Raw genomic sequence first — 24,913 nt, forward strand, 5'->3', positions numbered from 1 at the left:
GAGCACCTTTTTTAATGTGTAGCGAAGCAGCTTTATTCATTCCGGTTCGTGTAAACTTGGGCATGAGGAGGGCATAATAAATTGTCTGACGTTGTATTTACAGAAGCAGATATTGAACAAATCAAAACAGAGGGGCTCAGTGTTAATCAGGCGTTGGCACAGATTAATCTCTTTAAAAGAGGGACTCGTCCGGTCAAACTCAACCGGCCGTGTATTACATATGATGGTATTGTAACCATTCCGAAAGAAGATATAAAGATAATAACGGCATTGTATGAAGAAGAGGCGAGGAAGGGCAGGATGTTGAAGTTCGTACCCGCTTCGGGAGCGGCAAGCCGAATGTTCAAAGAGTGGTTCAGATGTCTTGAGAATGGAGTTTTTGATTCGGAAGAAGGTAAAAGATTTGTCAGTGAGCTGAAAACATTCGCTTTTTACAATGATTTAGGTGAGGCGATATCGCGTGCTGGTGAGAATATTGAAAATATGATCAAAAACAAAAGATTTATCGATATCTTGGCGTATATCATCACATCAAGAGGTCTGAATTATGGTAATCTCCCCAAGGCGCTTTTGAAGTTCCATGTCTACCCGGATCGTAACCGTACTGCCCTTGAGGAACATCTGGTTGAAGCGTCACTCCATACGAAAGGTTCCAACCGAATCTGTCGCGTTCATTTTAGCGTTTCGGAAGAGCACCAAAAACAGGTGAACGACTATCTGTCCAGGATTAAAAAATATTTTGAAAAGTATTATAATGTACAGTATGACATTACACTCTCAACCCAGAAATCCTCTACCAATACCATCGCTGTGGATTTAGAGAACAGACCTTTTCGTGATCAACAGGGGGGGCTTGTTTTTAGACCGGGTGGTCATGGTGCGCTCCTTGAGGATCTGAACAGCATTGACGGAGACATCATATTTCTAAAGAATATCGACAATGTAGTTCCTGACAGATTAAAGCCGGTCACAATATTTTATAAAAAGGTTCTGGGGGGCTATCTCATCTCCCTTCAGAATGAGATATTCAGGTACCTGCGTATGCTGGGTAAAAAAGAACCGGACAAAGATAGGATGGCGGAGCTGATATTGTTTTGTGAGCAGAAGCTTCATATTGTTTTTCCGCCACGGTTTAACGATTTACCCCTTCCAGAAAAATACGCTTTAATTTTTAAAAAACTTAACCGACCCATTCGGGTATGCGGTATGGTAAAAAATGAAGGAGAGCCGGGAGGCGGTCCCTTCTGGATAAACGAGGAAGATGGGACACAATCGCTCCAGATCATAGAAGAATCACAAATTGATTCAAGGTCGAAAGAACAGAAGGCCCTATGGTCATCAGCAACCCATTTTAATCCGGTCGATCTGGTCTGCGGGGTCAGGGACTATCAGTCTCAGAAATTTGATCTCCGTGCGTTCGTTGATAAAAACTCTTATTTTATCTCACAGAAATCTGAGAAAGGCCAAGATATTAGGGCACTTGAACTTCCGGGGCTGTGGAATGGTTCAATGGCCTTCTGGAACACTATTTTTGTCGAAGTGCCCATCGAAACGTTTAATCCTGTGAAAACAATCCATGATTTACTGAGGCCACAGCATCTAGCCGATCTGTAATCATCAAGATTCAGGATCTGGAAACGTTTCAGCGATTCGTGCGGCTCTGTGCAGGGAGGACCGGGCAGTTGCTCAACCTATCCTCGCTTGCCACAGAATGCGGCATTACCCACAACACGGCCAAGTCCTGGATATCCGTGCTCGAAGCGAGTTATCTCGTTTTTCGACTGCGGCCTCACCACGTCAGTTTCAACAAGCGGTTGGTAAAGATGCCGAAGCTATATTTCTACGACGCTGGGCTCGTCTCGTGGCTATTGGGGATCAGGACGCCGGAACAGATGGTGATTCATCCGTTGCGGGGCAATATTTTCGAGACGTTTATCATCTCAGAACTGATCAAATCGCAACTCACCCGAGGAGAGCAACCTGCATTCTCTTTCTGGCGGGACAGCAACGGCAATGAGGTGGATCTTATTGTCGAGCAAGGAAACATGCTGATGCCGATCGAGATCAAGTCAGGCAAGACCCTGACGCGGGATTCATTTGCCGGATTGGAGAAATGGTGCGCTCTTGCCGGTAATTCAGCGATGAGGCCCTCATTGATCTACGGAGGGAATGAAACCTATCTGCAAAAAGGGGTGAAGGTTGTGGGATGGCGGGAAAGCGGCGAACTTCTTTACCAAACGTAGGGCAATGGCGGCATGTGGATGGGTGAAGCAAGACGAACGGATACAAACTGGCCTGTGGTAACACCTTTCAACCCGCACTGTTCAGGAGCGATCGAAGAAAAAATGAAATGCACCGGTTATCGGCGCCACCTACAACTGTTTGGCAGTGGGCATTCATCAAAGCTGAGGATTACGGATTGAACTTGATGGAGATACCAACCACCGCTTTATTGTCTTATTCCAGAGAGTGTCTGAAGAATATAGATGGCATCACCCAATCCTAGTTTCCCGTCACTATTAACATCTCCGGGTAATCCACGAGTAACTGAGAACCCAATTAACTGTTGGGTTGTAGTGGCGCTTCCCCAGTTGGCACTATATTTGCCATAAATGACACGCCCGATATTTGGAGCATACCATTCTCTGTACCAACCCACTGCCGTTTTATTAGAATTTTCTGTCATTTCATTGAGCACCTTAATTCTTACACAGTTTGTAAAGCTGCCGGCCGGGACCGTAACAGTCTCGCTTACTGACTCAATGTAGGATGTTACTGTATAACGAATACCGCTGTATGGCTCAAATTCTCCGATGAATGTATCTCCAACATTTGGGTTTGACTTAAACGTAACCCATGGTGGATTTATTATTACAGCCGGATCGGCTCCTTCGTTGTCCCAATATTTATAGACTTTTACCCCAGAATTATCCGTAGCAATCCATCTTTTTTCATTATAATTGTCATTAGGTGCTTCTTGTCGGTTCCATATGTATGTATGAATACCATTTATGGCTTCCTCTCCAATAACAGTATCAACTCTGTTACCATTCGCTCCAAAGGAAGGGTAATATATCCATGTATTACCTACTGAGAGAGGAAAATAATCAGCTGAATTAACCACTGAAACACTCATAAACAATGAAATAATTAATAATGTAGTCACGATAATTAGTTTTGATTTCTTCATTTTAATACCTCTTATGTATGGTAAACATTTGTCTCCGGTAACAATGAAAAAATTTGATAAGACATTGCTTTCTGACAAGGTAAATATAGGAAAATTCCATTTGTATGTCAATTATTTTTTATCCACAAGATGTTGTGCCGGTGTGTAATGGTTAAGAACAGTGATATTGTAAAAGGGGACCGGGCGCCGTCGATTGTCGCATGCGATGCAGATATTTGTGATTTGCCGGAACTCAAAAGGCATAGTTGAGCCTTTTTCGGACCCACCCGTCTCCTGCGCCTCTTGTTTGTGATTCGTTATGCTGGGATATATGCGTCCCACGGATATTCGGGGTCTATATAGTAATGATCGTCATTGATGGGAATTTGAGAGTGATCATCCATGACGGATTCAACGGATGGCGGGCCGTGCGCCTTGGGAGAGGGTTTTGACTTGACCAGCCAGATACCAAGATGTTTCAGGATGGCTTTGATGATTTCACCGTCTTCTATGCTGCTAATGATGCGCATGGTTCCCTGGCATTTCGGACAGATAAGGGGATCAACTTCGTATATTTTCTGAATTAACTTTGCCCATTTTCGCCGGTGCGCTTTTACATCCTCTTCCGATTCAATGATGTATGGTATGTCGTCATCCTCTGTGCTCTCCTGCCGTTTTCCCCGGGATACGTTGCTGTAGTATCCGTAATAACGCACCATTTGCTCCCCCTTGTTTGGTATATGGGAGCACATGGCGGCGAGCCATTCGAGAGCGTCGAAAACCTTGTTTGACTTGCTGTCCCCGAATCGGTGTCCGGGGCAGGCCTTAGACGTATAGACGACCTTCGCCTCTTGATCCAGGTACTGCATGCGCTCCTGAGAGAATGAGGCACGGATGATGTAGCGTGCCAGGTTTTCCATAGCCGTTGCATCATTCGGAGATATACGGTTGCCGCAAAAGACATGGAACCCGGAATGTTTCCATGCAGAGATCATGCGAATCATCTCCTCCGTGATCTTGCCTTTGTTCAAGAGCATCCTGAAGACCTTGTGCCGGAATATGGTCTCCAGCTTTTTCAGATCAAACGGCGGGGCGACCCGGAACATGCCTTTGCCGCCGTAAAAGCAGCCATCGGTGACGAGAATGTGGCAGTGGGGATTGAATCCGAGAAAATCACCGAAGGTCTGAATAGCGATGACGGCGCCGGGAACAGGTTTCTTCTCCGGGACGGCCTCCTGTAGAAAGACCGTCAGGGCATCCCAGGCGCATCGGCTGAGATCGGCAAGGAGTTTTCTATCGTATAGAAAATACCGGCGCAGGATCTTCGGAATGCTGAAGACGAAATGACGGTGGGGAACCTTTTTGAGCACTTCGCAACATAGCCACTCGCCAAATTCGACTACTCGCTTCTGATGACATGATGGGCAGAAATGCCTGCGCTTGCAGGAGAAGGCCAGAAGATATTCATGGCCGCAGTCTTTGCATTTCACACGGGAGAAGCCATTGTGCAGATCGCCGCAATCGAGATACCGGTAAATGACCTTCTGGAGATAGGAACGGAAAAATCCATATTGCCGTTCAAATCGTTCCTCATAAACCTGGAGAAAGGTTTCAAAATGATCCTCCACGCACCGGTAATAATCGGAAGATTGCGGGTTCCGTGGACGGTAGACAGCGGCGGGAGCGGCCACGATTTCTCTCCTTTGAGAAAATCAGACCGTTATATAATAGAACGAACGTTCTATTTGTCAAGGGAAAGTATAGAGACAATCCATGATTTACTGAGGCCGCAGCATCTGTCCGATCTGTAATCAAATCATTAAACGCTCACAATCTTCTCTTTGCGCTGCTTTTATCATGATGGGCTTTGAGGCATTTCCTGTCCTGCACAGGGCAACAACCTCCTCATCTTTTGGGGCGTCACTGTAAAGGGCACACAGAGATGCCGCATAAAGGAGTGTTGTATCGTCGCCTCCATAGGGAACAAGCGCGGTAGGACCGGGATATTGCGTCATATGGATTACAACGTCTTCCCCTTCGGATAATTTCTGGAGTGCCTCATTTTCAAAACTGTTACGTCCGACAACGACCTTGGAAAACTCATTGATTCGAAATTGCCTGCCGTATTTAAGAAGTTCTATATCCCGTATCCTGAAATCCTTGTTATACGTAAACAGATCACGGAGTCTTTTGGAAAACATGGGATCGGTGAGCAGGCATCCGCCGGCGGGGGCAGGGTAATCGTTAATACCATAGCGCCTCGCCATCTCAATCTGCTGTTTTCTTCCTTTACCACGGATTGCAAGGAGTTTTTGACGTTCCACTTTACCTTCGATTTCCGGCTTTGTTTCGGGCAGAAGCTGTGCACTCAAAGGTCTCAGAATATACTCCTGGTATCCTGAATTTTTAGCGACTACATGAAGAGACTGTTTCGTCTGGGACATGGAACGCTGGCCAAGTACTTCTCCTGTAAAAATAAAATCTGCCCCTGAATAATCCATGATCCGGCCGGCATTATTCAACATGAGCGTATGGCAATCTATGCACGGATTCATATTCTTTCCGTATCCATATTTGGGGGCTTTTAACATCTTAAGATGTTCTTCCGTAATGTCTACAGTGAGAAGGGGTATTTCAATTTTCTTCGCTGCAATCCTGGCCTTTTTGGCACTAAAAAAGGGGGTTTGAAACGTGACCCCCAAAACATCGATACCCTGTAACATAATGAGCTTTACTGCAAGGATGCTGTCCAGCCCTCCGGATAATAGGCCTATTCCTTTTACTTTCAATATTTAACTATGGTTACCTCCCATTTCTCATGAAGCAGTCCATAGATATCGCGATCTATATCAAAATCGATCAGATAAAAATGTCCTTTGTCACGAGTTATTTTGAAGGCTGGAAAGTTGATGATGCCTTTTGGGGTATTGGTCTTTTCAGGAATTGAAAATGAGAAACTATTGAATATGTAAGGAACATTCATAGCTTGCAGGACTTTTTCGATGACAGCTTTTTGAGTTTCTCCTTCATCGAACGATATGGTTTCTGTACCTCTGTTTTTCAAGCTGTCTATGAATTGCTGGGGGATCTTTTTTGAGAGGAACAATATTTGTCTGTCTTCCTTTTTTACAAGGACATCAGCCCTAATAGAAAGGTTAAAACCGTCCCTGGCAGTGTCAAAGATCCCGACTTCGGTATCTTTCATTGTTGAAAAACCTAGTTCAATGATAAGTGCATTGATCAGTTCCATTTTGGTGCGAGAGTTTATAACGGACACTTGGGGGATTGTATACTTTTCATCCGTTGCGCTCATTATACCGTATCCATCCATAATTTCTGTAATGATCATACCATTTTTTTCTGCATAAGAAGTCAGTGGTTTGGGCAGGAGTTGGGAGTTGTCGGCAACGAATGACAGTCCTTGTAAATAAGGAATGCTTCCGGACGCTTTTTTTATGATCATCCAGTCAACCGAAAGCTGGAGGGGTGGAGTATTCCCTATAATGTATGATGCTGTCCGTTTTTTCATTACATATATATTAGAGGTATTGATAATCTTTTGAAGAATGGTGGCAGTATTGTCATTATTGTCGACCTTAATTGGGTTATAGTTTTTCCAGCTTGCTTGGATCATATTTTTAAGGGTATCAGGTATCCGATCAGAAAAATCCAATAAAGTCGTACTTCCGTCATCAAGTTCAACGACCGGTATTGCAGAACAATCGATGGTCACCTGCCCTACCTGGGGAATGGGGATATAATATTTACCCGTTGTTATAATGGATCCGTTCATTCGACTGATTACGTGTCTTATAATAGCCAGACGGGTCTCCGGTAGCATGACCGGTTTTTCTTTGGATTCATCTTTAACTTTGGCTGGTGACTCAGCTTCTGGAACTTTAACTTCCTGTTTGGTGATAACAATACTTCTTCGAGGTAGTTCCAGATTCTGACCGGGATATATCTTGTTGTAGTTTTTGATGCCTGGGTTCAGCTGCTTGATTTCGTGTACTGTTTTTACAACCTCCGACAATTTTTTCGTTTGTAATTGACGAATGGCAATCCGGGTTATGGTATCGCCTTTTTTTATTGTATAAGCCGTTATCGGTAAATTGTCTTCCCTTTTGGCGCTTCCGGGTGGTTCGATATCGGGGAGAATCACCACATCGCCGGGTTCTACTTTATCTATATCTTTTATATGCGGGTTCAGTATTTTTATTATTGTAAATCGGCGTGATGTTATTCCGACTTGGGTTCGCAGGATATCAAAAAGCCACTCGCCTTTTTTAACTACGTATGTACGTGTTTTAGTTTTTGAAGTAGCTGCTTTTTGAAATGATAGATGGGCCGTATCTTCCTTTGCAAGGGCGACTTCAAAGGTGGTAGTAAGAAAGAACAAAGAAAGAATAAGACAAAAAACTGGTATACGGATATTGTCCATAATTATACCTCATCAATATACTGCATGATTTTAATGATATAGAAAGTAGTTTCAATATATGGTTTGATTATTGTGTGTATTATTAGCATAATTGAATTATTGTGCAAAGTAAAATCTCAATATCATTGGGCTGATACGTGTGATGATCTCGGTATTCACTACTGTTCGTATCCCGGAATTATTAATATCAGTGGTTGCAAGAACAACGATACATGATATAATAAAAAACTTTTTGTTTAACGGATTTTAATTGGGGATAGATTATGGCTGATGTGGAAAAAAATCAAGTTTTCATTAAAGAGTTTCAGGCAAGGTTTGATAAAAAATTGAAAGAAAATGAAATATCGCTATTGGAGTACTGGAAATCGCAGCTTGATAAAGTGCTGTCTATGAAACCGGAAGGTATTGCATCACTCCAGTTGCAAATAAAAAGAATCTCAGATATGATGGACAACAGGATGAAAACAATAAAAAAGGAATAAAATGGAAGATATAGCGAATTTTTTATTTGAAGTTGGTATGTTGAAAAAAACCCCCAGGACAGGTTTTCGGTTTTTAGGTTCTGGTTGTGAATCGGTAGCTGAACATATTCTCAGGACGATATTTATTGGATATACCTTAAGTAAGCTTGAAACTGGTATTGACGAATTAAAGTTACTCAAGATATGCCTTGTTCATGATCTTCCCGAAGCAAGAACCGGTGATATGAACTATATGTATAAAAAATATGTTACCGTGCATGAAGAGAAAGCCATCAAGGAGCTGACTGAAACACTGTTCTTCGGTGATGAAATCAAATCTGCCATTGATGAATTTAATGAAAAGAAGACACGAGAAGCCCTTATTGCCCATGATGCAGACCAGCTTGCTCTTATTCTCCAACTGAAGGAATGTGGAGATTTGGGAAATAAATACACCAATGACTGGATTGAATTTGCGAGCAGGCGACTCTGTACCGAAACTGCAAAAAAGCTGGCTGAAAGTATTATTAAGACAGATTCATCACAGTGGTGGTTCAAGGATAAGAGTGACTGGTGGGTGAATGGAGGCAGTAATAATACGAAATAGAAACGAAACTGATTCGTCAAGTATACCTTAGAACGTAATGTGAAAGTAATACATTAATCATTTTACAAATATATCCATCTTCATTATCATATGAACCCACCGCTCATACAGAGCAAGGGCGCAATTTGATAGAATAGATTCCTCTCAGAAAAATGCAAGAGCTACGTCAATTCACACGCCTTGCCTCGGGAGTATTTTACGAATCTCCAAGCTTCTCTTTAATTTAGATTTTTACGAATTCATCTTACTTGACAGTACTGCGAAAATACCCTATATTATCGCCGCTTTTTAGCAGCTAAGGAGAGAACTGACGATGGTTACAAAGAGAAAGAGAAGAACGGAAGAGATAAAGGGCAAGAAAAAAAAGAAACGAATGAAAAAATCTCTTCTTTTTGTGATTATTACTACCATTGTTGTATGTCTCATTCTTTTCTTTGTAATCCTTTTTGAATATGTGTTTCCGCCAACTAAAAATAACGTTGCTAAAAAGGAAAAATATGAGGTAGTCCTCTATTTTTCCGATGCAAATGAACGATTTTTAGTTCCGGAGAAGAGGTTTATTCCTAAGGAAGAAAGCACCGAAGGCAAGGCGAGGGAACTTGTAAAGGCTTTGCTGGAGGGATCAAAAACGAAGTTGGTAAATACGTTTCCTGAAAAGGTAGTCCTGGAAAGTATTAAAATAGATGATAAGCAAACAGCATATGTCAGTTTCGATAAAAATCTCATCAAGTTCCATCCGGGTGGCAGTGCCAGCGAAATGGCAACAATATATTCACTGACCAACACGTTGACACGAAATATCAGTGATATTAAAAGAGTGAAATTCCTGGTTGACGGGAAGGATGTGGAATCTATTAAAGGACATATTGATACAAGGCAACCATTTAATATGAATAAGGATTTGTTGGCGCCGGGTTCAAAAGAAGGATAATGCCGGGGAAAGGGCAAACTCCTCTCGGGAATAAGTCTATGGCTTCAAAAACAAAACTTTCAAGAACAAGAAATATTGGGATCGTAGCCCATATAGATGCCGGTAAAACTACCGTGACAGAGAGAATCCTCTTCTATACGGGGAGATTATATAAGATGGGTGAGGTTCATGATGGTGAAGCTGTTATGGACTGGATGCCTCAAGAACAGGAAAGAGGGATAACAATCACTTCAGCCGTTACAGCCTGCACCTGGGATAATAATGAAATCCAGATTATTGATACACCCGGTCATGTAGATTTTACCATGGAGGTCGAGCGGTGCCTCAGAGTTCTGGATGGTGCGGTAGTTGTGTTTTGTGCAGTCGGTGGCGTTGAACCACAATCAGAAACCGTCTGGCACCAGGCAGATAAATATGGTGTTCCCAAGATTGCTTTTATCAATAAGATGGACAGAATTGGAGCCGATTATTTTGGCACTATAAAGACGATGGGTGAAAGGTTCAATTCAATACCGTTACCCATACAGATACCTTTTGGCCAGGAAGAGCATTTTAAAGGGGTCATAGACCTGATCAAACAGAAATCGATTATCTGGGATAACAATACACTCGGGTCGTCTTTTACAATATCGGATATTCCGTCCGATATATTTCCACAGGTCAAAGAGTATCGGGAGAAACTGATAGAATCACTCGCTGAAATGGATGATTATATTGCGGAGAAGTATCTGGATGGAACTGAAATTTCGGAGAGAGAGATCATACGGGCCATAAGGCAGGCGACTATTTCCTTAAAGGCGGTGCCGATTATGTGCGGTACTGCCCTGAGAAACAAGGGAATTCAACCTGTACTCGATGGTATTGTTAATTTTCTTCCGTCACCGGAAGATATCCCGCCGGTTGAGGGTGTCAATCCTCTGACCAAACAAGAAGAGGTACGATACTGCAGGGACGAAGAACCTCTTTCTGCCCTCGCATTCAAAATTATGCAGGATGAGGGAAGAAAATTAACCTATCTGAGGGTTTATTCGGGACAGCTAAAGGTTGGATGTGATGTATATAATGCCAGCATTGGGAAAAAAGAAAAAATTGCAAGACTCTTGAAAATGCATGCTAATAAGCGGGAAAGGATTGATCAGTGTGGTGCGGGGGGTATCGTTGCTATTATGGGTCTCAAAGATACAACCACCGGAAATACTATTTGCGATCAGTCTCATCCGATTCTTCTTGAACCTATAGAATTTTGTCAACCTGTCATAAGTCAGGCTATCGAGGCCAAAACACCGGCAGATCAGGAAAAACTGGCCGTAGCGCTGAACAAGCTGATGGAAGAAGATCCCACGATTAAGGTAAGGTACGAAGAGGAGACTGCTCAGACTATTATTTCAGGCATGGGGGAACTTCATCTTGAAATCCTTATCGACAGGTTAAAAAGGGAATTTAACGCACGTGTTAATGTGGGTAAACCCAGGGTTGTCTATCGTGAAACTATTCAAAAGAAAATAGAGATTGAAGGAATTTTTGAGAAGGAACTGGGTGAAAAAAAGCATTATGGTCATGTTCGGTTATTACTTGAACCCAAGGGAAGAGGGGAAGGCATTGAGCTTGTCAGGCAGATCGAAGGGACCGTAATACCTGAAGAATTCTTTACTGCTATTGAAGAGGGTGTACAAGAAGCAACCCTCAGTGGAATAGTTAGTGGATATCCAATTGTGGATGTCAGGATATCAATAGTAGGAGGATCTTATAGAGAAGGGGAATCCACGACACTTGGGTATAAAATAGCGGCATCTTCTGCAGTAAAAAACGGGTGTTTACAAGCGGATCCTGTATTGCTTGAGCCGATCATGATGGTAGATATTATTGCACCAGGAGAATATATGGGTGAAGTTATTGGAGACATAAATGCAAGGCGCGGGGAAATTCACGCCATCTCAACAAAGGGAGCAATAAGTGAAATCAAGGCAAAGGTTCCTTTAAAGGCAATGTTTGGATATTCAACCGACCTGCGTTCTGCAACTCAGGGGAGAGCAATCTTCTCCATGCAATTCTACGCGTACGATAAAAGTTAATGTGCTCAGGCTGAAGCATAATCAATAGTGGATCATTTCCGAGAAAGTTGCGGGCATCTTCAGGATTAGCTGACTGCTGTCATCTGAAAGCTTTCAGTTGAATTCTCGATGGCTTTCTTGCAACTAAACGGGAGAAGAACTTCAATATTTAGGAAAAGGCAAATAAAACACTCTCTTATAGCGTATTTGTCTGGGTAGCATATGTCAATTGGTTTGAGGTTCATGAAAGGGCTCTATAGAGAGCGGTTCGTTCAGATTGCGATCGTAATCCTGAGCGTCATATTTTTCAGCTCTCTGTGTGTGTATTATTTTGAACGTGCAAGGGTTGATTCTAATATTCGTTCTCTATGGGACGGCGTCTGGTGGGCTATAGTAACTATGGGTACGGTTGGTTATGGCGATAAATATCCCATAACGACCGGCGGAAGAATAGTCGGATTGATACTTATCTTTGCAGGTGTCGGTTTGATGTCTTTGTTTACGGCAACCATCGCCTCTATTTTTGTCGAAAAGAAGCTAAAGGAGGGGAGGGGCTTGGAAACAGTCAAAGAAAAAGATCACATTGTTATATGCGGCTGGAATCAGCATACCGAAGAGGTCCTCCAGGTGCTGACCACATATGGTACTATTGATGATACTCCCATCATCCTGATAAATGAACTTACTGTCGACGATATCGATTCTTTTAAACTTAAGTATAATAAATACAACCTGAAATTTCTCAGGGGTAATTATGTCCATGAAGATGTTCTTTTAAGAGCAAATATTGCTAAGGCTAAATTTGCATTAATTATGGCAGACACATCCGGAAGCCATCCCCTTGATAGAATTGACGAAAGGACAACTCTTGCAGCCCTGACAATCAAGTCTATAGCTCCCAAAGTTAAAACCATTGCCGAGCTTTTAGATGGTGAAAACAGGCAACACTTGAAGCGGGCTAACGTTGATGAGATCATAGTCAGGGGCGAACATGTAGGATCTCTCTTAGCCAGTGCAATAAATTCTCCCGGTCTGCCGAAAATATTCTCAAGTATTTTATCGTTAACGGATACCAATAAATTGTGGAGAGTCGAAATTCCTCGAAGTTTTATTGGAAGGACGTTTAAAGAATTATCAACATTTTACCGGGAAAAGCAGCATGCTATCCTGTTAGGCCTCTTAATGGAAAAAAAGGCAATGAAATTAGAGGATCTTCTTTCGGATGACACATCCATAATTGACACCTTTATCAAGGAAAAAATAAAAGAAGCAAAAAAAGACCTGCTTTATAAAAGAGAAGAAATACAATTTATCTTAAATCCTGATGATGGATATATTATTAACGAGGGGGAATTCGCCGTTATACTTTCGAAAGTGATGCCGGCTAAATTCAGCCACAAGTAAGCGGCCGAGGATGTACCCTATAAGCAGTGATCGAAAAAATACGTCAGACGCGTAAAGTTTTCAACTATTAAAATTTTGTTATTTATAAAGAAGTTTAGAGATATTACCTTGGGAGATAATTAATGGATCAGGAAATATCTGTATTGCAGGAAATTGCGCTTTTCAAAAACCTGACCACGGATAAGATCCGGAAAGTCTTAAATATTGTTAGTAAACATACCTTTTCAGAGAACGATATCATTTTGAAAGAGGGCGATGTCGGAGATACGATGTATATTATCCTGGAAGGAACTGTTGAGGTTGCAAAGAGCCTTGTCATTAGCGGTATAGATGATGAATACAATGAGAAAGATAAGGTGTTTACGAGACTGGACGGCAAACATCATGCTGTTTTTGGCGAGATTGCCCTTTTGGAGGAACTCAAAAGAACTGCTACAATTAAGGCAATCACAAATTGTGTTTTATACGAAATTAAAAAGGATGATTTCTTAAAGCTTGCTGAGGAAGATTACGAACTTGGTTACAGGATATTGTTGAATCTGGCACGAATCGTAAGTGCGAGATTGAGGAAAGCTGATGAAGACACGATTAAGCTTACCACAGCTCTCAGTGTAATATTGCATGAGGCATAATAGTGGCAGTCTCAAAAGATTATGTCGAGTACATTGTCATTTTAAGCGGGAACTGATTTATGACAGTAAATAATGATGAAAATGATTTCCATTTCAGAGCATTAGTTGCTCCTTTGCTCGATAAGGACAAGCTGCTGAAAAGTATTTTCCGCATAAGTGCTTTTCTCACCGCCCCATCCAATGTAGGTGAAATCCTGGCTAAAATATTAGACGAGGTTGTCGATACCATAGGCTTCGACATGGGGATCATTCGTCTTTTTGATGAAACGAAGCAATATCTGGAAACCAAGGTCGTAAAGAATTACAATCCTGAAGAGTCGAAGATTGCCTTTTCCGTTGCCCTGAATATTAACGAGCATGATTGTCTATCAACAAAGGTGGCCAAATCAGGTCAACTGATAGCCATTGAAGATGCGGCAACCGATCCAAGGATTACCGAAACCGATCGTATGCTGACAAAAATCTATAACAGAGGCTCTATTATTTGTGCACCCCTGAAAATAGGTGATGAGGTTATCGGCACTATTGCTGCCTGGTGCAAAGAAGAAACAAACTTTTTCCTCGAGGAGATCAACCTCTTCTTAACATTTGCAAGTCAGATAAGTATTGTTATTCATAGCACAAGGCTGTTTGAAACAAACGCGGAAAAAATTCGACAATTGATGATCCTTCAGGAGGCCGTGTCTGAGATAAATGTAAGTCGTGTTCTTGATAATCGTATACTTGACATTCTTAATAAGAGTGCACTTAAAATTGCAGCTGCCGATAAAGTACTCATATATTTCCTGGACATTGAAAAGGATCGATGCCTCATCACTGATGGTGGAAATGTGTTTATCGAGGATAAAAAGGTTTATGATGACAAGATCGGGAAAAGTATTATTGAACAGGCGATGAATACTGATACTATTATCGTTTGTCGTGAATCAGACGATAGTTCTTCCGGCACCTATCCCGTTTACGATGGTTATTGTTCAGAAATAGCCTTTCCCCTTCATATAAAGGATAAGTTTAAAGGAGCATTATATCTTGCTAAGCAGTCAGGCGGCTACTCCCAGGATCAAATTAATATTTTGGATATCCTCGTTAAAAATGCGGTGACCTCATATGACAACGCAATAATGCACTCCATGCTTTCCCTCGAAGCGGAATCCCTTAAAACAGAAGTTGAAAAACTTAAGGAAAGAGAAGACATCCTTTTAGGTTTTCATAACATTATCGGGAAATCAAAGAAGATGATAGGTGTTTTCCATGTTATCGAGGAAGTAGCCTCACATAATACAACTATATTAATACAGGGTGAGAGTGGCACCGGTAAGGAATTGATTGCACGTGCTATTCATCGACAGAGCAACAGATATTCAAAACCGTTCGTTGATGTTAATTGTGCTGCCATTCCAGGAACGCTTTTGGAAAGTGAACTGTTTGGTTATGAGGCAGGGGCATTTACCGATGCAAGAAAAAGAAAAATCGGCCTCCTGGAATATGCCAATGGTGGGACGTTACTCTTAGATGAAGTAGGGGATATGAGCACCCAGCTACAGGTAAAATTCCTAAGAGTACTGGAAAATGGTTATGTAAGGAGATTAGGGGGAACAGAAAATATACCTGTTGATGTCAGGTACATTTTTTCAACGAATAAAGACCTCGTTAAAATGGTAAGCGAGGGTTCTTTTCGCGAAGATTTTTTTTATAGGATAAGCGTTGTTCCTGTTGTTATCCCTCCGCTTCGGGAAAGACCTGAAGACATTCCCCTTTTGATGCGACATTATATAGAAGAGTTCAATAAGAAATTTGGGAAGAAAGTCAAGGGCTTCAGTAAAGAAGCAGAACATGTTTTGAAAACCTATGCCTGGCCTGGAAATGTACGGGAGTTGAAAAATATTATTGAAAGGGTATTGATTTTACAAAAATATGGTACTACCATTTTACCTGATGAGCTTCCTGCTGAAATAAAGGTGGCCACTAATCAGAAATATCTCAAGGTTGAAATTGAAAAATTTCTCCCCCCTCTGTCTTCCGGTGAAATAAATTATTCATCAATAACACAAAATATCATGAACGATATTAAAGAAAAAATCCTTGAAAATGCTCTGGAAATAAGTGGTGGAAACAAAACAATAGCGGCAAAGCATCTCAGCATTTCGCGATATAAATTTATCCGGGAACAAAAGAAAATCGGGAAGCATGTTAATTAATTATTGGTAAATCAATGTGCGAATAATGCACAATGAGTGCGAATAACGCACATAACAAGAAACTCTGTATGAACCTTCGTGTATGATAGAGTTCGCAGATTATGTGTTAAAAACAATGTGCGATTATCGCACTAATCAATTATAAAATGATTGGCAAAAACATCACAGTTTTAAAGACTTCGTGTTTTTCACATTTAATGAAGCATAAATAATATTTGTAACTGGTTGTATTCTATAGAATGTTAAAGAAATGCGCTTTTATTTATAAATAAAGGTGTAAGCATTTATTTATGTGGCATCAATTTTGCGGTAATATAAATCAACTTAATAAAGAGACCTCTCGAGAACGTAAGAAACCTTTAGGAATAATAGCCGATAGAGCAATCATGAAAGGTAGATCTCAGAGGTCTCACGAAAGTAATACTCAATTAAATATATAGTAAATGAAAAGGGAGGAGAAAGAGCGCAAAGAGATAAAAAAAAATCAGGAAGATAAGTTTTCCGGTTCGGAATCTGATAGTAGTGAATATGGCATTGAGTATGATTTTTTTATAACCGAAAATTTCAGATATACTGAAAAAAAGACAAACAGATATCAACCAGGAAAACAGAGAAGAGGAGATGGGGCTACAGATCAAAGTAAAACATTTTTTCTTCCAGATTTTTTTTCACATGAAGATTAGCTAAGCTGTCATTATAAAAGCTTTCTTATTTAAATCGGTGGATGGTTTCCCTTCCCTCCTTTGCCATCCACCGACCCCCTTTACAGGTTACCTGGCAAGGGGGCGGCATTCATAAATCATTAAAATATACAATATGGTGGATGGTTAAGTGTTTCCCTCCTTTTTTAACCATCCACTTTTTTTTGTCTGATGGTATTACCTTTTGGTAAAGAAATAAGGTGTCATCAAACATGAAATCTAAAATAGGCAATATCTCCATCAGAAATTATATAATCCTTCCCTTCATATCGGATAATACCACCTTCTTTTGCAGAAGATAAGCTGCCTATTCGTATAAAATCATTACAATGAATGATCTCTGCCTTAATGAATCCCTTTTCCATATCACTGTGTATCTTCCCCGCAGCTGCTGAAGCTTTTGTCCCCTGTGGAATCGTCCAAGCACGGAGTTCGGGACCGGCGGTAGTGTAAAAGGTTATCAATCCTAAAAGATCAGAGCCTTCTCTGATGAGTTTTTGAAGACCTGATTCCTGAAGTCCGAGATCAATAAGAAATTCTCTTTGTTCCTCTTTCGAAAGCTCTGTTATTTCCGCTTCCAGGTCTCCACAAATAACAATAGCCTTTGAATCTTCTTGCGTAGCAATAGATTCTACTTGCCGGATATAGTCATAATTACCCTTGAGGACTGCCTCACTGACATTAGCAACATACAAAACCTTTTTAGCAGTCAAAAGGTGAATATCTCTAAAAATATCGAGATCTTTTTCGTTAAAACGGATGTTCCGGGCAGGGGTACCTCTCCCCATTACATCATGTATATGACTATAAAATTCAAACTCTTTGCGAGCTGTTTTATCTCCCGTTTTTGCAAGTCTTTCACCTTTTGCAATCCTCTTTTCCAGTGTTTCCAAATCGGCAATGATCAATTCAGTATTTATTATCTCTATATCGCGTGCAGGATCAGTATCACCATAAATATGGGCAACAGAGGGATGATCAAAACATCGTACAATATGGACAATGGCATCGACTTCCCTGATGTGCCCGAGAAACTTGTTCCCAAGGCCTTCTCCCTGGCTTGCACCTTTCACAAGACCGGCAATATCCAAGAATTCCATTGCGGTATGTGTTAATTTGGGGGGGTTGATGATTTGAGCGATTTTTTCGAGTCTTTCGTCGGGAACGGGGACAATCCCGATGTTAGGATCGATGGTGCAGAAGGGATAATTGGCGACTTCAGCTCCTGCGGCCGTCAGGGCATTGAAGATGGTGGATTTTCCTACATTCGGAAGGCCGATAATACCGCACCTGAAACCCATAACATCCTCCTTTGTTAAGAACCGGTTGTTATTGGCTGATTCTTCCTGTGGATATTATAATATAGACAGTAAAAGTAATGTCAAGTTCTTTCGGTAATTCTATGGTTTACCGGTGTTGTCTCTTTTCCTATAAAAATTTATTATCTTTTCTGCCGCCTTCAAGCCTAAACCTATTAAACTTTTATCCCGATGTTTAAACGTTGTCTTAACATTTTCCAATTCCGTTCCAATTTCAACCTCAACAGAAGAAGATTTCTTTAACGCCAGTATCTGAGATGGGAAAACGCTCCTGTGTCCTGTCATGAGAAAACTAACGATACAGGCGATTGCAGCATAGGGGGCGATGGCACTCCCAAAAAATTCTATGGCCAAAATACTGGCCGCAATAGGCGTATTCGCCGCTCCCGCTAAGAGACTCACGAAACCAACCGCAGAGAAGGTTGCTCTATCCAATCCAAAAACTTCTCCGAATAGGCTTCCCGATGTTGCCCCGATAAATAATATGGGCATTATGAGACCACCGCTTCCTCCGAAGTTCAGGGTGATGCTGGTAAAGATGGCTTTTAAGAGAAAAGCATACAGGACGATTTTTTCCCCTTTGAGGGAAGACTGTATTGATTCAAGGCCGGTGCCGAGAAATTGTTTCGAAAAAATGAAGGTTAAGCCAATGAGAATCATTCCACCAATAAGGGCTCTTAACAGCAATGATTTACTGGACATTTCAGCAACTTTTCTTCCTGATTTTAATACCTCGATTAAAATGATCGAACAAATCCCAAAGAAAATTCCCGCCAGCACTATCTTAAAGATAAACGCTTGCGTAATAACCGGAACAAAACTGACGGGATAATACAGGTAATGGATGCCGATCAATGAAGAAATATGATAGCTTGTAACACCTGCTATGATAGAGGGAAGAAGGACTTCATATAAAATGCTCCCCACATAGAGAACCTCAACGCCAAAAATGGCTCCTGCAAATGGTGCGCCCAGAACGGATGCGAATCCTGCACTGAGCCCGCATATGACAAGTTTTTTTCTGTCATTATCGTCTAATTTAAACAGATCGGCAACGAAGGATGACAGAGATGCCCCTATTTGACCGCAGGGCCCGACTTGACCCGCTGAGCCACCTGTGGCGATTGTTATGATTGTTGTCACAAGTTTAACAGGAACGATGGCTGCGTATATTTTACCCCCTCGTTTATGAACAGCTTCAACAACCTTTTCTATCCCGTATCCCTTTGCATCAGGTTCCAAGTATTGAATTACCAGAGCACTCACTAACAATCCGACTGGCAGCAACAGGAAATAATATGGATAACTGGTGCTACATGCTAAACTCCAGTCGAGTAACTTCAGGAACAGGGATGTCGATAATCCCACGATAATTCCTATTCCCGTGGCAATTACTACCCACTTGAGGATACTGATAAACAGAATAGATTCTTCGATGAGACGTCTTTTCATAGAAGGCAAATACGTATTACAACCACCGCTAAAATAACCTACATTATTTTATGAGCATCAATATTCGCTTGTTTATTATATGCTATGTACTATATTTGTCAATTGATTATTACACAAATGATTTGTATATAAACAATAAATATGTTAAGTGCAATAGTAAATATTCATAAAAAGGAGTGAATATGGCAAACAAGGCTACGTTAGTCTCTGGGATCATTGATAACATTCGTAGGGTTTTCAAAGCGGTTAACGAACAGTCGAAGAAAGCAGAACACGCAACCGGTATTACAGGGCCTCAACTGTGGGCAATCAAGGTTATCGGAGACTTGGCCCCCGTGAGGGTATCTGATCTTGCGAGCCGAATGTACCTTCATCCTGCTACCGTAGTCGGCATACTTGACCGTCTTGAATTGCGGGGACTTGTTAAGCGGGTGCGTTCGAAAGATGACAGGAGGGTTGTAAAAGTTCAGTTGACGGATGACGGTAAAAAAATTTTAACGAAAGCACCGCAAGTTGCGCAGGGTTTGCTCGTTACCGGTCTGGAGGTATTACCCATTAAGAAACTACATGAAATATCCACAGCCCTGGAAGAACTCGTCCATATCCTGGGAGCTCAGGAGTTGCCGCCTCAATTGATCCTCTCAACAGAGGTAAACCTGCCTAAGAGGAATAAGCGTCCTGAGGATAAGATACATGATTGAGAATGAATAAGGCCATTATCCCTAAAGCACATCATCTCACCTCGTAACAACGTCAATAATGGCCTGCAAGGATGTGCAAGAGGGGTCGTCCAAAAAATCGGGTAACAGGGGAATAGGAACGAATGAATTTGACAAATTCTGTTCCGGAGAGGGGGGAACGTTATGAAGATGGTTATTGGTATCATTAGAGAAACATGTCTTGGTGGGACTGTAAAAGAATTAGAAAAAATTAATGTTCGCGATATGACAATATCCGAGGTCAAAGGGATCGGGGAACAGGTGACATTATCTAAGCCGTATGCTGTTCATATGATGATACAAATTATTGTACCCGATGACAAAGTTGACGAGGTTAAGGATGTAATTCTGAAATGCGCCCGTTGCGGTATGGCTGGAGATGGGATTATTGTCGTGAGCCCGATAGATTACATGATAAAAATAAGGACCAAGGAAAGGTTGGAATAATAACTGGTAGCTTATGCCTGCCATTATTCTCTCATTTAATACTTATTGCCTTTTGTTCATAAGAGTATAAGTAATTATAATAAATTTGGAATAACAGGTTAAAATTCTCGCTCTTTATGATTATCAGCGAAAACACTAATTTGAATCCGGAAGCGAGCGCATTCCCCGTAGCTTGCTGCGGAGAGCTTCAATTATAGTCGAAAAAAACGGATTCCTGCTTATTTAAATGCTTCGACATAGGAAAGAGAGGAAAACATTATGGATTGGATTCGAGAAAACTGGATTTTCATGTTATTTCGACGTTTATAGTTTGTTATGCTTTTTTTATAAGGCACTAACAGCGTGCATGCATTTAAAGTAAACACTTAACAAACATCATAAGCTAACATAATAGGAGGAACTTATGAAAAAGACCATTTTAGTTATTCTCTTGGTATTGGTTATGCTGCTAACTGTTAACCCGAGTATAGTACAGAGCCAACCCGGCAGTTTCAGAGGCGGCTATGGTATGGGGCCGGGAATGATGGGCGGATGGGATTCTGTGGATATCCCTTCACAGCTGCCGGCACCCAAGAACACGGAATGGGTTCAGAAACTCAGAGATATTCTGACGCTGGAGAAACAATCGCTCACACAGTATCAGGCGGATCAGGAAAAATTCAACGCCTATATGCCTTACATGATGGTCATCCCTCAGGAGGAGAATCACATTGAATGGATCGGGCAACTATTTAAAGCTTATGGTCTGCCTGCCGATGGCAAGGCAGCCCCGGTCGTGGAGAATAAGACATTGACTGAAGCTTACGAACTCAGTGTCAAGATGGAGACCGACTTGTTGCCCCGTTATGAATGGCTCGTAAAAAAGGCTGAGGATCGCGATACGGCTCAGGTGTTGAATGCCATCCTCATTCAAAGCCGCTGGCATCTGGTAATGTTTGAGCACGCTTTGAGAATGGGTCATGGCTATGGATACAGCAGGGGATCGGGCATGATGGGCGGATACGGTTACGGCATGGGACCTGGCATGATGGGCGGTTACGGCTATGGCATGGGTCGTGGCTATGGACGGCAATCCCAGTCAACTGGCAAATCCATTGATGCAAAGGAAGCCGAGGTCATGATGAAAGACTATTTGAAGTCTTCAAGAAATCCCAACCTGAAGCTGGGCAAGATAAAAGACGTGGGAAGCGCCTTTGAGGCAGAGATATTGACGAAGAAGAACGCCCTTGTTGACAGGGTTCACATTGACAAGGCAACGGGCTATATAAAATCGGCTTATTAGGAAGAGGGCAGATATCTGGGTTGTCTTTCAACCTTGTTTCACGGTGGCAATGTTATCCTGGAGGCAGAGCCGAATCGTTGCCTCCGGGTAAAAGAGAAGGGAAACATTTACGGAAGGAGGATATGTATGATCAATTACGGCTTCACCAAGGAGTTGGATATTCCTTATGAGACAGTCATTGAGCAGGTGAGAGATGCGTTGAAAAAAGAAGGATTCGGGATACTGACAGAAATCGATGTCAAGGAAAAAATGAAGGAAAAGCTGGGCCTTGATATGCGAAAATATATCATTCTGGGTGCCTGCAATCCTCCGAATGCATACAAAGCGATCCTTGTCGAGGAAAACATCGGACTCATGCTTCCCTGCAATGTGATTGTGTATGAAAAAAATAGCAAAACAGTGCTTTCCATTATAAGGCCGATGGTTGCCATGCAGATGATTGATAATGCGGAACTTCGAGAAATATCAGAGGTAGTTGAGGAGAAGTTGAAGAAAGTCTTCGATTCAGTAAAGTAGGAGGGTGAAAAGATGGGAAAGAAACTTGTAATATTTTCCATGATAATCATTGGCTTGTTAGTGTCATGTGGAGGAGATGGTTACTACGGTGGGCAGGGACCCTGGGGATGGGGACCGATGATGCATTATGGATACGGTGGAGGTATGTTTATGTGGATAATATTTTTAATCATCGCTGGATTGTTGATCTATTTCATTATTCAGGCCACGAAAACAAAAGGCCAGATGCCAACGCAGAGTGAAAGTGCTCTGGATCTCTTAAAGAAGCGCTATGCGAAAGGCGAAATCAGCAAGGACGATTTTGACAGGATGAAAAAGGACCTGGAAAGTTAATAAATATTCATTTTCTGTGACGATTTTATTTGCATTTCTTTTTAATATGTATACAAAATATTTGTACAGAAATTAGTTGACAAACGAATGGATCATGTCTATTATAAATATAAAGAGGAAATGCTAAATCTTTTTGTAGAGATTTAAGCAAAAGTTATGAGTATCCAGTCAGTTAAAGGTTGCAGCGGCCCATATATGGGCGGGGAAAAAGTAACGAAGTGATAAAACAGAATATCCCGGAAGAGTTTTACGGCAGACGGGAGAATTCTAACCAGGGAAAGGAGGAGAGACATGTTACCTTTAAAAAAAATTCTTTACCCGACAGATTTTAGTAAACCATCGTATGAAGCGCTCAAAGTAGCATGTGAGTATGCAAAACAGTTTTCCGCTGAGTTGTATATAATTCATGTAGTTCCAGTAGTCCCCGCAGTAACAGCATTTACACCATCATCAAGGTCGTTTAATGTTCCGCTGTACCAGGAGAATCTCGAGTCAAATACCAAAGAAAAACTTCTCAAAGTAGTTGAGGAAAATGTGCCAAAGGAAATACAAACGCAGGTAATTGTTGTATCCGGAAACGCTGGAGATGAAATCGTTCGATTCACTAAGGAGGGAAAAGTAGATCTTATTGTAATATCATCACATGGTGAAAGTGGAGGGCACCACTACATTTTCGGCTGTGTTGCAGAGAAAGTTGTACGACATGCCACATGTCCTGTACTCACTATCCCAGTGTTACGTTGAAGTGAGGTGAATTAGTGTCCTGTCCCGCAAATAACCTGAAAGTACCGCAGATGTAGGAACCCATACCTTTTCTTCTGGTTCCGTATTTATGGGAATTGCAGAGGAACTATAGTGTGAAAAAAAGCTATGCGGGATAGGGCACTATAATACGTAATACCTCAGCCAAACATAAATCATGCTGATAATAACTGTTTGGATCATAAACGGCATTCCGTAGAGCATGAACTTTCTAAACGATATGGGATGCCCCATCTTCTCCGCCATGCCGACGACGATGACATTGGCAGAAGCACCGATGGCCGTCCCGTTTCCGCCGAGACACGCCCCAAGAGCCAATGACCACCACATGGGCATCAGGTCCGGATGGTGCAAAAGCTCAACACCGGAGAGATTTGGCCACATCTGCTTCGCCATGTCGATGATGAGCGGGTTCATCGTGGCGACATAAGGGATATTATCGATAAACGCCGATGCAAAGGCAGAAAACCACAAGACAATCATGCTCGTGCCCAAAAGATTCCCATGGGTAAGCTCCAACACCTTGATCGACATCCACTTGATGAGACCCACTTTTACGACAGCACCAATGATAATAAAGAGACCTATAAAGAAGAAGAGGGTCGCCCATTCCGCTTCCGCCAGGACGTGGTATGGTTCCTTGATTCCCGAAACCAGGAGAAGAAGTCCCGCGCCGAACAGCGCAATGGTAGCAGGCTGCAGATGGAGCATGCCATGGAGGACGAAACCCGTCATCGTTACAGCAAGAACGGCAAGAGACTTCTTCAGGAGTATGGGGTCTTTGATTGCCACCCTCTCGTCCATGGTCATGACACGCTGCCGCAAGTCTTCTCTTACTGTCAGCCTTTTCCCGAATATCAGCTTCAGGGTAATGATATATATGATCATGGTAATGATAATGACCGGCGTCAGATGGTAAATGAATGCCATAAAATCCAGCTGGGCCTTCGAGGCGATCATGATGTTTGGCGGGTCTCCGATGAGGGTTGCCGTCCCACCGATGTTTGATGCGAGAACCTCTGTGATGAGGAAGGGTACGACGTCAAGCTCAAGGGCTTGGCAGATAAGCAGTGTTACGGGAGCAATGAGAAGCACCGTCGTGATATTGTCCAGAAGCGCCGAGAGAACAGCTGTCACAATAGAAAATATCGCCATGATCATAAAGGGCTTTCCCTGCGCCGCCTTGGCGCTCCTGATGGCGATGTACTCGAACACACCCGTCGGTTTCATGATGTTGATAATGATCATCATGCTCACCAGGAGGAAGATCACATTCCACTCAACTCCCAGTTCTATGGAATGAAAGGCATCCTCCTGGGTTACAATCCCAAGGACGATCATCAGAGCCGCACCGAAGATGGCAATGATAGTTTTATGGATCTTCTCCGATACAATAAGGGCATAGGAGAGAAGGAAAATCGCTGTCGCAATCCAGAATGCCGGTCCCATTACAATCTGATGTGAAACTGCTGCAACTTCCTGGAGCAT

Annotated in this window: 23 protein-coding genes and 1 pseudogene; 17 read left to right on the plus strand and 7 right to left on the minus strand. The window is 42.0% G+C overall.

Annotated elements, in window-relative coordinates; genetic code table 11:
• The first annotated feature begins 81 nt into the window (after positions 1–81).
• Positions 82–1,614, plus strand: a complete 1,533-nt coding sequence (locus NTW12_12265; protein ID MCX5847109.1) for a DUF4301 family protein — start codon at positions 82–84, stop codon at positions 1,612–1,614.
• Positions 1,614–2,243, plus strand: a pseudogene (locus NTW12_12270) (DUF4143 domain-containing protein). Before NTW12_12265 ends, NTW12_12270 begins: the two are co-directional and overlap by 1 nt.
• Before the next feature lie 206 nt (positions 2,244–2,449).
• Here the strand turns inward: NTW12_12270 and NTW12_12275 are convergent.
• Both NTW12_12275 and NTW12_12280 read right to left on the minus strand, forming a co-directional pair.
• Complete coding sequence (locus tag NTW12_12275; protein ID MCX5847110.1) at positions 2,450–3,190, minus strand: hypothetical protein; 741 nt, start codon at positions 3,188–3,190, stop codon at positions 2,450–2,452.
• A 296-nt stretch (positions 3,191–3,486) separates the two neighbouring features.
• Entirely contained in the window at positions 3,487–4,707 is a 1,221-nt protein-coding gene (locus tag NTW12_12280) for a transposase (GenBank protein MCX5847111.1), read from the minus strand.
• Between NTW12_12280 and NTW12_12285 the strand changes: the two genes are divergently transcribed.
• Entirely contained in the window at positions 4,600–4,980 is a 381-nt protein-coding gene (locus tag NTW12_12285; GenBank protein ID MCX5847112.1) for a hypothetical protein, read from the plus strand. The genes NTW12_12280 and NTW12_12285 overlap by 108 nt on opposite strands.
• Here NTW12_12285 and NTW12_12290 read toward each other — a convergent pair whose 3' ends face one another.
• Both NTW12_12290 and NTW12_12295 read right to left on the minus strand, forming a co-directional pair.
• Positions 4,981–5,958, minus strand: a complete 978-nt coding sequence (locus NTW12_12290) for a tRNA 4-thiouridine(8) synthase ThiI (protein ID MCX5847113.1) — start codon at positions 5,956–5,958, stop codon at positions 4,981–4,983.
• Positions 5,955–7,610 (minus strand): LysM domain-containing protein, encoded by a 1,656-nt coding sequence (locus NTW12_12295; GenBank protein MCX5847114.1) that lies wholly within the window; start codon positions 7,608–7,610, stop codon positions 5,955–5,957. Before NTW12_12295 ends, NTW12_12290 begins: the two co-directional genes overlap by 4 nt.
• Before the next feature lie 263 nt (positions 7,611–7,873).
• On the opposite strand from NTW12_12295, the gene NTW12_12300 reads away from it, so the two are divergent.
• The 8 genes from NTW12_12300 to NTW12_12335 all read left to right on the plus strand — a co-directional run bounded on the left by NTW12_12300 (position 7,874) and on the right by NTW12_12335 (position 16,577).
• Positions 7,874–8,092, plus strand: a complete 219-nt coding sequence (locus NTW12_12300; protein MCX5847115.1) for a hypothetical protein — start codon at positions 7,874–7,876, stop codon at positions 8,090–8,092.
• Between the two features lies 1 nt (position 8,093).
• Positions 8,094–8,678: an HD domain-containing protein gene (locus NTW12_12305; protein ID MCX5847116.1), complete on the plus strand. Its 585-nt coding sequence runs from the start codon at positions 8,094–8,096 to the stop codon at positions 8,676–8,678.
• 313 nt (positions 8,679–8,991) lie between these two features.
• On the plus strand, positions 8,992–9,609 hold the full coding sequence (locus tag NTW12_12310) for a GerMN domain-containing protein (GenBank protein MCX5847117.1): 618 nt from the start codon (positions 8,992–8,994) through the stop codon (positions 9,607–9,609).
• Positions 9,610–9,647: 38 nt separating this feature from the next.
• Positions 9,648–11,681: an elongation factor G gene (gene fusA / locus NTW12_12315; protein ID MCX5847118.1), complete on the plus strand. Its 2,034-nt coding sequence runs from the start codon at positions 9,648–9,650 to the stop codon at positions 11,679–11,681.
• Between the two features lie 201 nt (positions 11,682–11,882).
• Positions 11,883–13,064 (plus strand): ion channel, encoded by a 1,182-nt coding sequence (locus NTW12_12320; GenBank protein MCX5847119.1) that lies wholly within the window; start codon positions 11,883–11,885, stop codon positions 13,062–13,064.
• A 122-nt stretch (positions 13,065–13,186) separates the two neighbouring features.
• On the plus strand, positions 13,187–13,696 hold the full coding sequence (locus NTW12_12325) for a cyclic nucleotide-binding domain-containing protein (GenBank protein MCX5847120.1): 510 nt from the start codon (positions 13,187–13,189) through the stop codon (positions 13,694–13,696).
• Between the two features lie 59 nt (positions 13,697–13,755).
• Positions 13,756–15,894 (plus strand): sigma 54-interacting transcriptional regulator, encoded by a 2,139-nt coding sequence (locus NTW12_12330; GenBank protein ID MCX5847121.1) that lies wholly within the window; start codon positions 13,756–13,758, stop codon positions 15,892–15,894.
• 443 nt (positions 15,895–16,337) lie between these two features.
• Positions 16,338–16,577 (plus strand): hypothetical protein, encoded by a 240-nt coding sequence (locus NTW12_12335; protein MCX5847122.1) that lies wholly within the window; start codon positions 16,338–16,340, stop codon positions 16,575–16,577.
• A 224-nt stretch (positions 16,578–16,801) separates the two neighbouring features.
• Here NTW12_12335 and ychF read toward each other — a convergent pair whose 3' ends face one another.
• Together ychF and NTW12_12345 are read right to left on the minus strand one after the other, a co-directional pair.
• Entirely contained in the window at positions 16,802–17,896 is a 1,095-nt protein-coding gene (gene ychF / locus NTW12_12340; GenBank protein ID MCX5847123.1) for a redox-regulated ATPase YchF, read from the minus strand.
• Positions 17,897–17,995: 99 nt separating this feature from the next.
• A complete protein-coding gene (locus NTW12_12345; GenBank protein ID MCX5847124.1) occupies positions 17,996–19,366 on the minus strand; it encodes a chloride channel protein in 1,371 nt (456 codons plus the stop codon).
• 182 nt (positions 19,367–19,548) lie between these two features.
• Here NTW12_12345 and NTW12_12350 point away from each other — a divergent pair, with 182 nt between their 5' ends.
• The 6 genes from NTW12_12350 to NTW12_12375 all read left to right on the plus strand — a co-directional run bounded on the left by NTW12_12350 (position 19,549) and on the right by NTW12_12375 (position 23,407).
• On the plus strand, positions 19,549–20,067 hold the full coding sequence (locus tag NTW12_12350) for a MarR family transcriptional regulator (protein MCX5847125.1): 519 nt from the start codon (positions 19,549–19,551) through the stop codon (positions 20,065–20,067).
• Positions 20,068–20,229: 162 nt separating this feature from the next.
• Positions 20,230–20,532, plus strand: a complete 303-nt coding sequence (locus tag NTW12_12355; GenBank protein MCX5847126.1) for a P-II family nitrogen regulator — start codon at positions 20,230–20,232, stop codon at positions 20,530–20,532.
• A gap of 403 nt (positions 20,533–20,935) precedes the next feature.
• On the plus strand, positions 20,936–21,814 hold the full coding sequence (locus NTW12_12360; GenBank protein MCX5847127.1) for a ferritin-like domain-containing protein: 879 nt from the start codon (positions 20,936–20,938) through the stop codon (positions 21,812–21,814).
• 129 nt (positions 21,815–21,943) lie between these two features.
• Complete coding sequence (locus tag NTW12_12365; GenBank protein MCX5847128.1) at positions 21,944–22,330, plus strand: DUF302 domain-containing protein; 387 nt, start codon at positions 21,944–21,946, stop codon at positions 22,328–22,330.
• Between the two features lie 12 nt (positions 22,331–22,342).
• Positions 22,343–22,663, plus strand: coding sequence for an SHOCT domain-containing protein (locus tag NTW12_12370; protein ID MCX5847129.1), 321 nt, complete (start codon positions 22,343–22,345; stop codon positions 22,661–22,663).
• Positions 22,664–22,954: 291 nt separating this feature from the next.
• Positions 22,955–23,407, plus strand: a complete 453-nt coding sequence (locus NTW12_12375) for a universal stress protein (GenBank protein ID MCX5847130.1) — start codon at positions 22,955–22,957, stop codon at positions 23,405–23,407.
• A 141-nt stretch (positions 23,408–23,548) separates the two neighbouring features.
• On the opposite strand, the gene NTW12_12380 is transcribed toward NTW12_12375, so the two are convergent.
• Positions 23,549–24,913 (minus strand): ArsB/NhaD family transporter, encoded by a 1,365-nt coding sequence (locus tag NTW12_12380; GenBank protein MCX5847131.1) that lies wholly within the window; start codon positions 24,911–24,913, stop codon positions 23,549–23,551.

The sequence above is a fragment of the Deltaproteobacteria bacterium genome (assembly GCA_026388545.1).
Lineage (GTDB): Bacteria > Desulfobacterota > Syntrophia > Syntrophales > UBA2185 > JAPLJS01.

Excerpts from the sequence above, each read along its gene's own strand:
- NTW12_12275 (MCX5847110.1), bottom strand. The coding sequence starts at position 3,190 with ATGAAGAAATCAAAACTAATTATCGTGACTACATTATTAATTATTTCA.
- NTW12_12285 (MCX5847112.1), top strand. The coding sequence starts at position 4,600 with ATGCCTGCGCTTGCAGGAGAAGGCCAGAAGATATTCATGGCCGCAGTC.
- NTW12_12295 (MCX5847114.1), bottom strand. The coding sequence starts at position 7,610 with ATGGACAATATCCGTATACCAGTTTTTTGTCTTATTCTTTCTTTGTTC.
- NTW12_12300 (MCX5847115.1), top strand. The coding sequence starts at position 7,874 with ATGGCTGATGTGGAAAAAAATCAAGTTTTCATTAAAGAGTTTCAGGCA.
- NTW12_12305 (MCX5847116.1), top strand. The coding sequence starts at position 8,094 with ATGGAAGATATAGCGAATTTTTTATTTGAAGTTGGTATGTTGAAAAAA.
- NTW12_12310 (MCX5847117.1), top strand. The coding sequence starts at position 8,992 with ATGGTTACAAAGAGAAAGAGAAGAACGGAAGAGATAAAGGGCAAGAAA.
- fusA (MCX5847118.1), top strand. The coding sequence starts at position 9,648 with ATGGCTTCAAAAACAAAACTTTCAAGAACAAGAAATATTGGGATCGTA.
- NTW12_12320 (MCX5847119.1), top strand. The coding sequence starts at position 11,883 with ATGTCAATTGGTTTGAGGTTCATGAAAGGGCTCTATAGAGAGCGGTTC.
- NTW12_12325 (MCX5847120.1), top strand. The coding sequence starts at position 13,187 with ATGGATCAGGAAATATCTGTATTGCAGGAAATTGCGCTTTTCAAAAAC.
- NTW12_12330 (MCX5847121.1), top strand. The coding sequence starts at position 13,756 with ATGACAGTAAATAATGATGAAAATGATTTCCATTTCAGAGCATTAGTT.
- NTW12_12335 (MCX5847122.1), top strand. The coding sequence starts at position 16,338 with ATGAAAAGGGAGGAGAAAGAGCGCAAAGAGATAAAAAAAAATCAGGAA.
- ychF (MCX5847123.1), bottom strand. The coding sequence starts at position 17,896 with ATGGGTTTCAGGTGCGGTATTATCGGCCTTCCGAATGTAGGAAAATCC.
- NTW12_12345 (MCX5847124.1), bottom strand. The coding sequence starts at position 19,366 with ATGAAAAGACGTCTCATCGAAGAATCTATTCTGTTTATCAGTATCCTC.
- NTW12_12350 (MCX5847125.1), top strand. The coding sequence starts at position 19,549 with ATGGCAAACAAGGCTACGTTAGTCTCTGGGATCATTGATAACATTCGT.
- NTW12_12355 (MCX5847126.1), top strand. The coding sequence starts at position 20,230 with ATGAAGATGGTTATTGGTATCATTAGAGAAACATGTCTTGGTGGGACT.
- NTW12_12360 (MCX5847127.1), top strand. The coding sequence starts at position 20,936 with ATGAAAAAGACCATTTTAGTTATTCTCTTGGTATTGGTTATGCTGCTA.
- NTW12_12370 (MCX5847129.1), top strand. The coding sequence starts at position 22,343 with ATGGGAAAGAAACTTGTAATATTTTCCATGATAATCATTGGCTTGTTA.
- NTW12_12375 (MCX5847130.1), top strand. The coding sequence starts at position 22,955 with ATGTTACCTTTAAAAAAAATTCTTTACCCGACAGATTTTAGTAAACCA.
- NTW12_12380 (MCX5847131.1), bottom strand. The coding sequence starts at position 24,913 with ATGCTCCAGGAAGTTGCAGCAGTTTCACATCAGATTGTAATGGGACCG.